14 protein-coding genes are annotated in these 14889 nt (G+C 45.3%); all 14 read left to right on the top strand.

The window, feature by feature from the left end:
• The first annotated feature begins 6 nt into the window (after positions 1-6).
• On the top strand, positions 7-1053 hold the full coding sequence (locus DSBG_RS06835) for a type IV pilus twitching motility protein PilT (protein ID WP_068963429.1): 1047 nt from the start codon (positions 7-9) through the stop codon (positions 1051-1053).
• A complete protein-coding gene (locus DSBG_RS06830) occupies positions 1050-2252 on the top strand; it encodes a type II secretion system F family protein (protein WP_068963428.1) in 1203 nt (400 codons plus the stop codon). Before DSBG_RS06835 ends, DSBG_RS06830 begins: the two co-directional genes overlap by 4 nt.
• 34 nt (positions 2253-2286) lie before the next feature.
• The gene (locus DSBG_RS06825) at positions 2287-2775 is read left to right on the top strand and encodes a type II secretion system protein (protein WP_068963427.1); all 489 of its coding nucleotides are present in this window, start codon (positions 2287-2289) and stop codon (positions 2773-2775) included.
• Between the two features lie 62 nt (positions 2776-2837).
• A complete protein-coding gene (locus DSBG_RS06820) occupies positions 2838-3596 on the top strand; it encodes a prepilin peptidase (protein WP_068963426.1) in 759 nt (252 codons plus the stop codon).
• A gap of 124 nt (positions 3597-3720) precedes the next feature.
• Entirely contained in the window at positions 3721-5253 is a 1533-nt protein-coding gene (locus tag DSBG_RS06815; RefSeq protein ID WP_068963425.1) for a type IV pilus biogenesis protein PilM, read from the top strand.
• 3 nt (positions 5254-5256) lie between these two features.
• Positions 5257-5814, top strand: a complete 558-nt coding sequence (locus tag DSBG_RS06810) for a hypothetical protein (protein WP_068963424.1) — start codon at positions 5257-5259, stop codon at positions 5812-5814.
• A gap of 138 nt (positions 5815-5952) precedes the next feature.
• The gene (locus DSBG_RS06805; RefSeq protein ID WP_083236764.1) at positions 5953-6630 is read left to right on the top strand and encodes a LysM peptidoglycan-binding domain-containing protein; all 678 of its coding nucleotides are present in this window, start codon (positions 5953-5955) and stop codon (positions 6628-6630) included.
• Between the two features lie 140 nt (positions 6631-6770).
• Positions 6771-7217 carry a type II 3-dehydroquinate dehydratase gene (gene aroQ, locus DSBG_RS06800; protein WP_009616304.1) on the top strand — a complete coding sequence of 149 codons (447 nt, stop codon included), beginning with the start codon at positions 6771-6773 and terminating at the stop codon, positions 7215-7217.
• A 16-nt stretch (positions 7218-7233) separates the two neighbouring features.
• Positions 7234-8295: a M24 family metallopeptidase gene (locus tag DSBG_RS06795; RefSeq protein ID WP_068963423.1), complete on the top strand. Its 1062-nt coding sequence runs from the start codon at positions 7234-7236 to the stop codon at positions 8293-8295.
• An 81-nt stretch (positions 8296-8376) separates the two neighbouring features.
• A complete protein-coding gene (gene efp / locus DSBG_RS06790) occupies positions 8377-8934 on the top strand; it encodes an elongation factor P (protein WP_068963422.1) in 558 nt (185 codons plus the stop codon).
• Between the two features lie 75 nt (positions 8935-9009).
• Entirely contained in the window at positions 9010-10686 is a 1677-nt protein-coding gene (locus tag DSBG_RS06785) for a ribonuclease J (RefSeq protein ID WP_068963421.1), read from the top strand.
• 191 nt (positions 10687-10877) lie between these two features.
• On the top strand, positions 10878-13190 hold the full coding sequence (locus DSBG_RS06780) for a sensor domain-containing protein (RefSeq protein ID WP_068963420.1): 2313 nt from the start codon (positions 10878-10880) through the stop codon (positions 13188-13190).
• A 109-nt stretch (positions 13191-13299) separates the two neighbouring features.
• Positions 13300-14364, top strand: coding sequence for a stage III sporulation protein AA (gene spoIIIAA / locus DSBG_RS06775; protein ID WP_068963419.1), 1065 nt, complete (start codon positions 13300-13302; stop codon positions 14362-14364).
• Positions 14364-14873: a stage III sporulation protein AB gene (locus tag DSBG_RS06770; protein ID WP_068963418.1), complete on the top strand. Its 510-nt coding sequence runs from the start codon at positions 14364-14366 to the stop codon at positions 14871-14873. Before spoIIIAA ends, DSBG_RS06770 begins: the two co-directional genes overlap by 1 nt.
• Positions 14874-14889: the final 16 nt, after the last annotated feature.

Genomic DNA, 14889 nt, shown 5'->3' with positions numbered 1-14889 from the left:
AAAGAGATGGTTTCACTTGAAAAACTTTTACATTTAGCTGGCGAACAGAAGGCTTCGGATATCCATTTGACAGTTGAGAGTCCACCAGTTCTGCGTATTGATGGCTCAATGGTTCAAGTTAAAACGGAAAAACTTTCTCAGGGTGATTTAGAAACATTTGTCCATTCCCTTTTGACTGATCAACAAGCTAAACGAGTTGCCGAATATGGGGAACTTGATTTATCGTACAGCTTGCCAGGAGTTGGGAGATATCGAGTCAACGCTTTTCGCCAGCGGGGATCCATTGGAGTTGTAATTCGTTTGATTCCCTTTGTCATTCCTACTCCAGAAAGCTTAGGGCTTCCGTCGGTGAGTATTGAATTAGCTAAGCTACACAAAGGGTTAGTATTGGTGACCGGCCCGACTGGCAGCGGTAAATCAACAACCTTGGCTTCGTTAATAAACTACATAAACACTACGCGGGCTTGTCATATAGTAACAATCGAAGACCCCATTGAATATTTGCATCGACATAAATTGAGCTTGGTAAATCAGCGGGAAGTAGGAAACGATACCCAGTCATTTTCTAATGCGTTACGCGCCGTACTTCGGCAAGATCCTGATGTGATTTTAGTGGGAGAGATGCGAGATTTAGAAACGATAGCTACCGCTGTGACGGCCGCTGAAACGGGGCATTTAGTTTTAAGTACGCTACATACGAATGATGCAACCCAATCGGTGGATCGAATGATTGATGTTTTTCCAACGCATCAACAACAGCAAATTCGCATGCAGCTGGCTGCTGTTTTACAAGGGATATTGTCCCAGCAATTGTTCCCTAGAGCCGATCGCAAAGGGCGTGTAGCAGCTATTGAAGTTATGTTAGCTACCCCTGCAGTTCGTAGTCTAATACGTGAGGGAAAAACGCATCAACTACCTACCGTTATCCAGACTAATGCTAAACTAGGCATGCAAACCATGGACAAAGCTATCATGGATTTAGTTCAAAAGGGTCTTATTTCGTACGATGTTGCCCAGGAAAAGTTGCAGAGCCCCGATAGTTTAAGGAGATGAGCAGCCAACGTTTTAGATGGAAAGCTGTCGACGCGAATGGCATAATTCAGCGTGGAGTTTGGGTAGGAAATGAACTTTCAGAGATCCAAACGCGCCTCAGGAATGCAGGGTACTTTCCGGTGGTTATCCGCCCAAGTCGAAATTGGCAAAGCTTTTTTTTACCATACAGTAGGAATTTCCAGTGGGGCCAATTCGCCCGGAGGTTAGCGACTCTTCTTGAAGCCGGAATTCCCCTGCTTCAAGCTCTGGAGATAATGAGCTTTCACGAAGCAAAATTAACCTTTCAATTGGAACAGTGGAAGAGTATCAAGGAACGGGTGGAAGAAGGTAGTGACTTATCGGAGGCAATGTCCCTTCTCAACCCACCCCCTAATGCGTTTGTTCTCTCCATGATCAAAGCCGGGGAACATACTGGAACTATGGGGAAAGTTCTCAGCGAAGTGGCCGATGAGTCAGATCAAGAATATGTCTATCAGAAAAAAATTAAGGCTGCTCTAGCCTATCCGTTACTTTTGTTTTTTGCCGTGGTAATTGTACTCTACGTCCTCTCTGTTTGGGTGCTTCCCATGTACCAAAAACTTTTTATCGGTATGGGCGTGGAGTTGCCTTTTTTGACTAGGGTCATCTTTGCCTGTGGTCGCAAACTACCAGTAGTTTTGTGGAGCGGACTTGGGTTGCTCACTACCTGTTTGATCGTTCTAAGATTTACGAGTCCTGATCATTGGAAGATGCGTCTTGAATATTTATTCGGTCGTCTTCCCCTTCTCGGAAAAATTTATCATCTTCGAGACTTGGTTCAATTTAACCATATTTTAGAGCGCTTGTTATCTGCCGGAATTCCCTTGCTGGAAGCGTTGCGTTTAACGGTGGGCACGTTGCGTAGCCCGGAGATGCTGGAGTTAACGAGTCAGCTCGTGCTATCTGTTCGTCAGGGAAAACGCATGGCCCCGTTGTTGCGTGCAAGTCGGGTTTTTCCCAAGGAGGGTGCGGAAATGGTCGCGGTCGCTGAGGAAGCAGGACAGTTGGAACGGATGTTACAGTTTGTCACGCAAATGTGTCGCCAGGAACTCGAAAATCAGCTTGATCGTTTAACACGGATGATTGAACCTGCACTAATTCTCGTTGTAGCAGGACTGATCGGTCTAGTAGCAGCAGGAGTGATGCTTCCTATTTTTGATCTCAGTTCACATCTTGAATAACTACAATTATTTAAAGATATGGAGGTTGAATGGGATGGATAATATCAAGAGAGAAAATGGATTTACATTAATTGAAGTGCTTGCGGTGATCATTATTATCGGCGTCTTGGGCGCTATAGTAATTCCTAAATTGGGTTCAAGCACTGCAAACGCGCGGCGAAAAGCGGATGTTGCGACAGCACACGAGGTCAAAGCGGCGCTTGATCGTTTTCAGCTCGAGACAGGAATGTATCCTAAGGACGATGATTTGACCGTGACTGAAGGAACAGTGACTAGTTCGAAACTCATTCCCAAGTACATTAGTACGTTGGACAAATCGACGACTCAACAAATTGTCCCTGAGGAAAACAAGGGATTTGGTGTAGTTAAGATCAAGGCCGATGCTACAGATCCCACAGATATTGTTATTCCTGACACTAAGACTAATACGATTATGATTTATTTATTTGGCGATGGCTTCGCAGCCGAGGTCCGAGCGTATGATGAAAGTTTAGACAATGTTCTTTGGACGTCGGCTAATTAACCTTGATTTTAAGTTAAGCATTGCTTGAAGCATAGAGATCTCACCGGAAATGAGGACAGTCATTGTATTTATTAAATATAACAATTGGGCTTTTCGGACTCCTGATTGGTAGTTTTTTGAACGTAGTCATTTTTCGTGTCCCTCGTGGGGAATCCATTGTTACACCCGGTTCCCACTGTCCCACTTGCAGACATGCCCTTCGATTCTGGGAAATTATCCCAGTGCTCAGTTTTTTGTTCCAGAAAGGAGTGTGCCGTAGTTGTCACGCGAAAATTTCTTGGAGGTATCCCCTTGTAGAACTCCTCACAGGGATTCTTTTCTATATTACGGCTACATTTAAATTGAGCATGGAGATTAATCCGGTAAGACTCCTTTTAAATTTAATCTTTGTAGCCGTACTAGTGGCCTTATCTTTTATTGATCTGGATACGTTTCGTTTGCCGGATGTCCTTACGTTTCCTCTATTAGGAATCGGAATACTAGGAGCTTTTTTCATACCGGGAGATCCGGGCGGATGGGAGAGCGTGCTCAGCGCCTTGGGTGCTGGGGGAATATTCTGGGGAATTGCCCGAATTTATCCCCAAGGAATGGGACTTGGAGATGTCAAGCTGGTTGCTGCGCTGGGTGCCTTCTTAGGTTTTCCTGCTATCTTTCTTGCAGTGTTTATAGGAAGCTTTGTAGGAGCGTTCACCGGGATTTTTCTCCTCTTGTTAGGTCGACAGCGCTTTCGTCAACAGATTCCCTTTGGACCCTTTCTTGCCGTGGGAGCATTCTTAACGTTATTATGGGGAACACAGATTTTCACTTGGTACTGGGGTTAATCGATTTCGATATTCGATAACAGACTACGAATCGATACCCATGAACCACGAATAACAAACAATGTATTCATTCGTTGTTCGAACCACGAACTACGAATATCGAACCACGATAAGGGGTGTTTCTATGCGAAAAAGATCAGTGGTCTTTGAATTGACGGATGCGGAAATTCGAGCTTTTTGGTTTTCGGCCCCTTTGTTTCGAAATCCGGGTCATAGTTCTGCTAATGTCAAGTTCGACTGCATACCAATACCGGCTGGAGTCATCGAACAGGGAAATGTGCGGAATGAAAATGTTTTAAGCGATATTTTGACATCGTATAGGGCACAGCACTTGGGTGAAAGTCAAATCGCGTATTTGGCAATCCCTCTGCAACAAGGATTTATTCGCTCGTATTCGTTGCCTTGGATTCCTAAGCGCGACAGGAAATCGGCGATCTCTCTGCTGATCGATGAAGAAATTTCCATTGTCAGATCGGATTTACTCTTTGATTTCCTTGTGCTATCCGAAGAAAAACACAAAAATCTACAAGTGTTGCTGGGCGCAACCCGACAGAGTTTACTGGAACGGTATGTTTTTATTTTGGATCAAGCAGGTTTTAAGGTAAAGGGCGTTGACTTTTCTTTTTCTATCTTAGGGCAAGCCTTAGGATTTGAACCAAACGAAGGTGTCCTATACCTTCAGGGAGCGTTTGATTCTGTGCAAATGGCATTGTTTCGTGGAACGGTCCCGGAAAACGTACGCTCTTTGCCTTCTCTTGAGCGAACGCTTTCCCTTTCTTCAACTGAGAAAAATGAGGGAAGGGTGGCCGTGCAGCCAGAAGAGTGGGCAAAGGAGATTCGGCGTTTTCTCTTGTATTACAGAACACAACATCAGGATCTCGAATTGAGGCGCTTGGTTTGGAGCGGAGACTCTGTGGTAGAGGTCCTGGCGCTTGGTTTACTGGCTTCAAATCATGTCTCAACCGTAGAGAAGGCCAAGCTAAGGAACGTTCCTGGTTCCTGGCAAGAGGTTTTTGAGGGAATTAGTTCGTGGGGCGAGGTGGCTGTTGGCTATGGGATACGGATTTCAGCACATCTTCCGGTGCTTAATCTTTGGCGTCAACCGAGTAGAGCTCAGACAGTTCAACGCAGGTATCACAGGATGGCGTTGCTCTTATTGGTGCTTTTTATGATTGGAACAATAATTTGGTTTTCACTTTGTCAAATGGCTCTGCCCCTCCAAGAAGAGGTTCAATTACTTTCTCGCGAAGGTACTGAGATCGTGGCCCAGGCCAAAGACCAGAAAGATCTCGAAATCGCTTGGCATAAGGTAATGCACTCGACAAGAGTAGGAGCGGGTTTAGCTCAGATTCAAGGCCTACAAGTTTTGGCGGGCACGGAACTGAAAATTGAACAAGTGGTTTACAAACAAGGCAGCATGTCTTTAAGTGGAAGTGCCAAGGAAGCTAGAAGTGTCGAAACCCTGATCCGTACCTTACGGACTATGGGCTGGGAACAACCTACTTTAACGAGGTATAAATTGACAACAGTTAACAACGTCGAGTTTTCTCTTAGTGCTAAACGGGGGCAAGCTGGTACGGAACCAGTCAACACGATCGAGAACTCGGCGGAGAATACGCTGACAAACACAGGCGCATCCTTAGAAGAGGAAGGGTGAAATATGGCTTATTCTCCCGGTGAAATTAATTTTCAACGTTTGGTAAAACCTACAGCGAGCCCCTTTCTTCAGAGCCTCTCAGTGCGTAGGGTAAAGGGAATCACTGGAGTATTTTTGTTCGGCACGGTCTTGGGATTTCTTTTGTTCTGGCAACCGGCTTATCTGCACTGGCGCTCGTTACAAAAGGAGAAAACTTATTGGCAACAGGTATTGAGGACGGGTAGTGTGATTACCAAACTGCAAACCAAAGCCGACATCATGCCCACAATGGACCAGTTGCCTGATATTATAGAGCGGTGTCAAGGTGAGTTTGATAAAGAGAGGGTGGACGTTGTTACCTTAAATGTTGAGCGATTTGGCGAGCGGCGAGAAACAGGCAAGGGAGTCGGCTTAGATTATAGTCTCGTTCGCTTCCACTTACGGGGCAACTGGGAGGGGATTGTCACGTCACTCAAACTACTTGAGGAAACATCAGTGGGCAACATACATCTTCAAGAAGTAGTTTTAGATGCTGAGGGTGGGGAGGCCCTTCTCCAGATCTATTTCTGTACGGGAGGGTAAATTATATTTTTGGCAAAAAACATTGATCTGACCTTAACGGTCAACGGAGGGAGGATTAAATAATTTTATTGGTAATTATTGGAACAAGACATTCCCTTTCTTTCATAGGTTAGGGAGAGGAGGGGATGTAGGGTGGGTATGGTATACAGCATTCAACCCGGGGATAATTTTCATTGTTTGGCACAACGCTGGGGAGGGACTTGTGACGATTTCCTCCAGGTCAATCCGAGTGTTGATCCTCTGAAACTTCAAATTGGACAAAAAATTGTTCTGCCAGAATTTAAGGGGCTACCTAAAGGGCAAGAACAATATGCAGATATTAGTGCGAATCGCGGACAAGAGTTTGTGGGCGATTATCTTGATGATGTAGAAATGGAAGTTGAAGGAGTTCGTCTTCGTTTGCGACGCGTCGGTGAACCCAAAACTCCCCACGAGATTCACTTTATTCTTCCGCGTACTGAGATCCGTAAAATTCAACCAGCAGGGGAAGGTGGGCCGTGTGAAGTGCAAATTATGCTCAGTAATTTAGACGTGGTACTCTCCCCTCGTTTAGTGAGCGGTAATGGGGATACCATAGAGCAGGGAAAACATGCACCAGCAACCCAAACTCAAGCCCCAGCCCAAGGGCAGCAAATGTCTCAACAGCAGCAGTTTCCAACACAACAAACTCCGCAAGCTCAAATGCAAGAAACGCCATTCAATGCAACTCCGCAATATGGCCAGGGAATGCAACCTGCATCAGAACTGTCACAAGGCTTTGGGCAGATGCCGGAACAACAGCGCTGGCGGATGACGTTTCCATTTAATCAGCGTTGATAACTTGTGCTTTCTGAGTAGCTGTACAAAACCTCCGTTTCAACGGAGGTTTTGCGTTTGAGATGGTCTTCAATTGAAAATACTATGCTACAGTACGAAATTGTGATAAAATTTTGGGTAAGTGATGAGGAAGTGATAAATTGGCAAGTATATGGGTATTTCATGGGCCTAATTTGAATTTATTAGGGTTACGTGAACCGGAACATTACGGGTCACGCACCTTGGCAGAGATTAATCAGGAAGTGTTAGCGGTAGCGAATCAGGTAGGAATAGCCGCGGAATGTCGGCAAACGAATCATGAGGGAGATCTCTTGGATTGGATTCAAGCTTTAACCCCTGCCGATTTTCTGATTCTAAATCCTGGTGCTTGGACGCATACAAGTTATGCGATCCGGGATGCCATTCGTGCGGTAAGGGTTCCTACACTCGAAGTTCATCTTTCCAACATTCATGCGCGTGAAGCGTTTCGAGCCAATTCCGTTATTGCTCCGGTCTGTATCGGACAAGTTTCAGGTTTGGGAGCAGATGGTTATGTTTTAGCAATGCGTTATGCCCTCGACTACCAAGGTCGTCGAGAAAAAGAATAAAAAGGGGATTTTCATCATGAGTCGGTTAAAACGGATGCGCCAACAGATGCTCGAAGAAAAAATCGATGCGTATGTGGTTATCCGCCCTGAGAATGGACGGTATCTTAGTGGATTTTCCGGAGGAGAGGCAACCCTCTATATTACTCTAGAAAAGGCTTTTTTGCTGACTGATTTTCGTTACATAGAACAGGCCAAGGCCCAGGCTCCTGAGTTCGAAGTTATTAAGACGGGCCAAGACCATTTCGCTTTCTTAGAAGAAATTGGGCTTAATGCCCAACGGGTTGGCTTTGAAGGGGATTTTATCACCTATGTTGACTACGGACAACTGAAAGATGCCTTTAGACAAGCTGAACTTCTGTCTCTACCGAACCTTGTTAGTCATTTGCGTTCGGTGAAAGATAAGTCAGAGATTGAGTTGATTCGGCAAGCCGTACGAATTGCAGATGGTGCTTTTGCTGAAACCTTAAAGAGCATCGAAATTGGGCAGACGGAAGAAGAAATTGGCCTAAACTTAGAATTTTCTATGCGCCGCGCTGGGGCAAGCGGAGGTTCTTTTGATTTTATTATTGCTTCTGGCGTCCGTTCAGCGATGCCTCACGGGACGGCTAGTTCGAAGCGAATTCAATTGGGTGAGTTCCTGACGATGGATTTTGGAGCGATCTATCAGGGCTACTGTTCAGATATCACACGAACAGTTTTCTTGGGCGATCCGGGAGACAAGCACCGGAAAGTTTACGAGACTGTCTTGGCAGCTCAACGGGCAGGGATTAAGGCGGTTGAACCAGGGCGGACCGGAAAAGAAGTGGATGCGGTAGCTCGCAAACTAATTGACGAGGCCGGTTATGGTGATTACTTTGGACACGGCTTAGGACACTCCGTGGGGTTGGCTATCCATGAAGGACCCAATCTCAATATTCGAGAAGAACGGGTGCTTGAACCGGGCATGGTCGTTACCGTCGAACCGGGTATTTATATCCCGGATTGGGGCGGCGTCCGGATTGAAGATATTGTTTTAGTGACTGAAAACGGGTGCGAAGTATTGACACAGGCACCGAAAGAATTCATTATCTTAGAGTAAAGTTTGTGGACTTTCTAAGTATTTAACTTTAGAAAGGGACAAACTAACTATACAAGAATTTTTAGGGGGAAAAAGACATTTATGATTTCAACAAATGATTTTAAAACAGGTCTTACCATTGAATTAGATGGTGATGTATTCGCAGTAGTTGAGTTCCAACATGTTAAGCCAGGAAAAGGAGCAGCTTTTGTTCGTACCAAATTGAAGAACGTCAAGACGGGTGGAGTCGTAGAGCGGAGATTTAATGCCGGAGAAAAAGTGGAGAAGGCCCACGTTGAACGTCGTGAAATGGATTATCTTTATAAAGACGGAGAACATTTTGTGGTTATGGACAAAGAAACATATGAGCAAACTTCTTTAACGGAGGGGCAAATCGGGGACGGTGTCAAATGGCTTAAAGAGAACATGACTCTAGGGGTACTTTTCTATGATGTAGAGGTTATTGGAGTTGATGTGCCAAATTCTGTCCAGCTTACCGTTGCGGCCACTGAGCCGGGAGTTAAAGGCGATACAGCGACCGGAGGCACAAAACCAGCAACGTTGGAGACAGGTGCAGTGGTTCAAGTTCCTTTCTTTGTTAATGAAGGTGACGTGTTGATCATCGACACTCGGACGGGAAGTTATGTTCAAAGGGCTTAATTAATTCTTGACGACATGATATCACCTCTTATGGGGCAAACTAGTTTTAGTTGCTACCATAGGAGGTGATTTTTTATGTTATACCCAAAAACGTCAAAGCTCAGTGTGATTCCTCTTGGGGGAACCGGAGAAATCGGGAAGAACTTACTAGTCTTTGAATACGAAGATTCGATTGTGGTCATTGATGGGGGAGTAAAGTTCCCTGATGAAGAGCTATTAGGCATCGATTTGGTGATACCCGATATATCTTATTTGGAAAAAAATCGGGAGCGAATTAAAGGGATTTTTATTACGCATGGGCATGAAGACCATATTGGAGGTCTCCCTTTCATTTTGCCCAAATTAAATGTTCCGATTTATGGAACAAAATTGACCTTAGGATTAGTTCAAGTTAAGCTCCAGGAAAGAACTCCTTACCCTGAATCCTTAGTGCATATTATAGAGCCGGGCGAACGCATCCAGGCTGGAGCTTTTGAAATAGAAGCGTTTCGCGTAACCCATAGTATTCCAGATGCTGTTGGATATTCCTTGCTCACCCCGGTTGGTCGAGTTGTCTATACTGGGGACTTTAAGGTCGACTATACACCGATCGACGGTCAAAACATGGACCTTGGAAAACTAGCGGCTTGGGGAGAGGAAGGGATATTGGCCTTACTCTGCGACTCTACGAATGCTGAACGCCCAGGTGTTACGATGTCAGAAATGGCTGTAGGAAAAACTCTGCGGGAGTGGTTTGAGCGAGCCGAAGGGAAAATCATAATGGCATCGTTCGCCTCGAACGTACATCGAATTCAACAAGCAATTAATGCAGCGGCTGATATCGGACGCAAGGTTTGTGTAGTGGGAAGAAGTATGGAGAATGTGGTGCGTACAGCGATTGAGTTAGGATATTTGAAGCTACCTAATGAGGACATCCTCGTTGAAAGCTCTGAAGTTGGAAACATTCCGCCGAAACAGTTGTTGGTACTTACCACCGGGAGTCAAGGTGAGCCGTTAGCCGCCTTAACACGGATGGCTACAAGCAGTCATCGACAAATTAATGTCCTCGTGGGGGATATGGTTATTATTGCGGCTACGCCTATACCTGGAAATGAGAAATTGGTCGGGAAGACGATAAATCATCTTTATCAAATTGGGGCGGAAGTTGTCACTAAAGAAATGGGACAAGTTCACGTGTCAGGACACGCTAACCAAGAAGAGATTAAGCTCGTGATTCGTCTCGCCCGCCCTCGTTTTCTCATACCGCATCACGGAGAAATACGACATCAGGCTGCTTTACGAAGGATTGGGCATACGCTAGGCTATTCAGACCAGGACATCGCCTTAACCCAACTGGGGTCTCGCGTCGAGCTTACCCCGGATCGAATGGAGTTTGGAGAGCGTGTGGAAGCAGGAAGCGTTTACATTGATGGACTGGGTGTTGGAGATGTAGGACATATTGTCCTGCGCGATCGTCAACAATTGGCGCAAGATGGTGTGGTCGTGGTTATTGCGGCACTTTCCAAAACAAAGCCCTACCGACTTTTATCTGGGCCGGATATTATTTCGAGAGGATTTACGTTTATGAAAGAGGCAGGAGAATTGGTTGATGGAGCTAAGAAAGTCGTAGGGAGCACATTGGAAATTCAGCTGAAAAAAGATCAAATTGAATGGAGCGTCCTGAAGTCTGCTCTTCGTGAAAGCCTAAACAACTATCTGTGGGAAAAAACTCGACGTCGGCCGATGATATTGCCAGTGTTATTGCAATATTAGATTGAATTTAGGGACTAATTTATAGATCGAGTGCTACGGATGTTCTGACTTGACCCCGTGGCACTACCCACAATTCTACAAAAAACGACGCTATAATATAATTTATTATTTTCTGATGAAAATTTTCTAAAATCATAAAGGAATATAAAGATTGTTGGAGAATACACCTGCAAGGGAGGAGGCCTTGCAAAATGAAGTATAAAATGAAATTAAATTTAAGCCGGGTCACTCCAATGCGGATGGTCATTCTTTACGCACTGATTAGCGGAGTATGGATCCTCTTCTCAGATCGTTTATTAGGCGCCATCGTGACGGATCATCAGTTGCTCCTCCAGATATCGATAGTTAAAGGGTGGTTCTATGTTGCTGTGATGGCGATCGTGCTCTATTTTCTGTTTCAATGGGGATATAACTCCCTTCTCCATTCTGAGGAAATTCTGCAAAAGGAACAAGAATACTTAGAGCGCTATCGTCTTTTGGCAGAGAATGTTCTGGATTTGATTATCTTTATCAGTCCAGATGGACAGATTATCGATGCCAACGAAGCAGCAGTGAAGCGTTATGGCTATACCCGAGAGGAATTAACCCAGATGTATGTTCACAATTTGCGTTTGCCTGAGGATCAGCTAACTGTGCCAAACTTTCTGCAAAAGGCACAGAAAGGCCTCCAGCTTGAGCTCCAACATGTTTGCAAAGATGGCAGTGTTTTTCCGATCGAAATTAGCGCAAAGGGTGCAACTTCAAATGGCAATCCTATCATTATAAGCTTAATTCGAGATATTACAAAAAGGAAAAATGCAGAGGCAGCGATTTGGCTGGAGAAAGAACGGGCCCAAGTCACTCTGGAGTCCATCGGGGATGCGGTGATCACCACGGACGTTTATGGGAATGTGGAGTATCTGAATCCGATTGCTGAGACATTAACTGGGTGGAAAAATACGGAAGCTGCTGGCCTTTCCTTAGAAGAGGTATTTCAGATAGTTAATGAAGAAACACGTGAACCAGTTGAAAGTCCGATTATTAGGTGTCTCAAAGAAGGGCGTATTGTCGGTCTGGCAAACCATACCGTCTTGATCAGTCGTATGGGCCATACCATCGCCATTGAGGACTCGGCTGCTCCGATTCGCGACCGCAACAGGGCGGTGATCGGAGCAGTACTAGTTTTTCACGATGTTAGCGACAAACGAAATCTTATGAAAGAAATGGCGTATCAAGCTCATCATGATGCCCTAACTGGGCTTCCGAATCGTCTCCTTTTTAATGAACATTTAAATCTGGCCTTGTCACATGCGAGACGCAAGCAGGGTAAGCTGGCAGTTTTGTTCTTAGACTTGGACCGCTTCAAACTCATTAATGATACGATGGGACATAGTCTCGGTGACCTACTGCTTAATGTCGTAGCAGAGCGCATTCGTGAAATTCTGCGCGAAGGAGATACACTTGCCAGACAAGGTGGGGATGAATTTTTGATTCTCCTCGCTGAGATTAGTAATGAACATGAAGCAGTCAAGGTTTCAGAACGAATTTTGGGCGTATTTGCTCACCCTTTAATGCTGGATGGTAATGAAGTTTACATGAGCACGAGTATTGGGATCAGCCTTTATCCGAGCGATGGCAGCGATTTGGAAACCTTGGTGAAACAGGCAGATACGGCGATGTACTATGCGAAGGAACAAGGGCGAAACAATTATCAGTTCTTCATGACAGGGCTTAATATAAAGGCCAACGACCGGCTTTCAATTGAAAACAGTCTTCGTAAGGCTTTAGAGCGGGGAGAGTTTGTCCTTCATTATCAACCCCAGGTGGATTTGGAAAGCGGTTTTATAGTAGGTATGGAGGCCTTGATTCGCTGGAATGCAAACGATCGGGGAATGGTTTCCCCGGCAGTGTTTATTCCTATAGCGGAGGAAACTGGTTTGATTGTACCGATAGGGGAATGGGTTCTAAGGACCGCTTGCGCTCAGAATGTGGTTTGGCAAGAACAGGGGTATCCGTTTTTGCGTATGGCAGTCAATATCTCAGCGCGGCAATTTCGCGAACCAAATTTTATTAAGGCAGTGGAGGGAATCTTGCAAGAAATTGGCATGGACCCTCAATGGCTGGAACTTGAGATTACGGAAAGCATTGCCATGGAAAACGGCGAAGCTTCGGTTGAAATGCTAAGTTCTTTTAAAGAGTTAGGTATTCGGATTTCTATTGATGATTTTGGAACCGGATTTTCTTCACTTAATTATTTACGGCGTATGCCTATTGATACGTTGAAAATAGATCAGTCCTTTATTCAAGATATCAGCACCGGTGAAAATGGCGAGGAAGTAGTTACGGCCATTATCCAGCTCGCTAAAAACCTTCGTTTAAAAGTGATCGCCGAAGGAGTGGAAACGAATACACAATGCTCTTTTCTCAAGAACAAGCAGTGTAATGAAATGCAGGGCTTCCTCTTTAGCCAGGCAGTTACCTCTGAAGAAATAGAAAGGTTGTTTGTGAAGTTCTTAAAGAAATAGAATCGCTTTGTCAACGAAAACCGGGTACATGCTCAGTCATGTGCCCGGTTTTCTTTGCGTTCTAAAATTTTATTGAGGGACATACCATCTATCAAGGGGGGGCAATGACGTGTCGCTACACTACACGCTATCTGTTGTTCAGGCTCCTAAAGTGATGCCGAAATTATCTAAGCCTTCAGCCTCTCAAACGGAGGCGAGCCCTATCGGACCGGATCAGAGTGCGGCTTTGTGGGCGGATATAGCCAAATGGTTTGGCAACGATATCCGTTCGATTTTAGACAATATCAGCGGAGTCGCCTATCACAAGGTTGAAGAACTACGTTTGAGAGTAGGTCAACCGCTCTTGGTTCGTACATCAAACAAGGATTTTTTTTTAAACAGAGAAGGGGGAGTAACGAGCGCAAACAATGCTTACTTCATCAAGCGGGAAGACCTGGCCTGTGCTCTAGAACGGATGACTCATAGTTCAGTTTATGCGGTTGAAGAGGATCTCAAACAAGGCTTTCTAACTCTTCCGGGAGGAAACCGAGTCGGAATAACGGGAGAGGTAATCTCCCAGCACGGTCAAATCCAAATGATGAAGCATATTTCTTCTTTAAATCTTCGTATTGCCCGAGATATTCCAGGACGAGGTTTAAAAATCTTACCCTTGCTTTTAGGAGCTGACGGAACGTTTGCCCACACGCTTTTGATTTCACCGCCTCGGGCCGGCAAAACAACTCTTCTTAGGGATCTTATCCGTCTAATCAGTAATGGAGTCCCTCAATTAGGGTTAATGGGCTTGACTGTCGGTGTGGTAGACGAACGTGGAGAACTTGCCGGAATGTGGCAAGGGGTACCCACCTACAATTTGGGGTATCGCACGGACGTTTTAGATGGTTGTCCAAAAGCCACTGGGATGAACATGATAGTTCGATCTATGGCGCCGCAAGTTATCGCGATGGATGAGCTCGGCCATGCCGATGATGTTAATGCCTTGATGGATGCCTTGCGCACAGGGGTTCGGATTCTTAGTACAGCCCATGCTAGTTCTATAGAAGAAGCACGCAATCGACCGATCCTAGCTCATTTATTGGATCAAGGAGCGTTTGAACGTCTGGTCGTGTTAAGCAGAAGACATGGACCGGGAACGGTTGAAGAGGTTTATGATCTTAAAACTGGGAGGATCCTGTAATGCTCATACTTGGATGTGTCGCACTTATCGCCGGTTGCGGGAGCTTAGGATTATGGTTGGCTAATCGAATCCGGCGGAGACCGGCAGAATTACGAGAATGTTTAATGGCTTTGGCACTTCTGGATACGGAAATCGTTTGGGGAGTAACCCCTTTGCCGGAGGCATTTTGTATCGTGAAGGAACGTACGGATCTACCCTGGCAAGAGTTTTTTGCGGAACTTCAGGAACGTTTGCAACGGGGCGAGTCAGCAAGCTCGGCTTGGAAAGATACAATTTCAACTCAATATAAACATTTTTGTTTGAAACAACAAGACTGGCAAGTGATCCGTGACGTTGGCAAAGGATTAGGACGATCGGACAGTCAAGAACAGCACAAACAATTGGAACTTGTTCAGCATCAACTCACTTTAATGAAGGAGCAAGCCGGAATCTGGTCTGAAAAACAGGCCAAGATGTGGACTTATTTAGGTTTCCTCTGTGGGATCGCGGGAGTGCTCATTTTAATTTAACCAGGGAAGGAGTCGG

Origin of the sequence: Desulfosporosinus cupriresistens, assembly GCF_001707885.1 — a bacterium.
Taxonomy (GTDB): Bacteria; Bacillota; Desulfitobacteriia; order Desulfitobacteriales; family Desulfitobacteriaceae; genus Desulfosporosinus.
The sequence above is the reverse complement of the archived record's forward strand: the minus strand, read 5'-3'. Positions and strand labels throughout refer to the sequence as shown.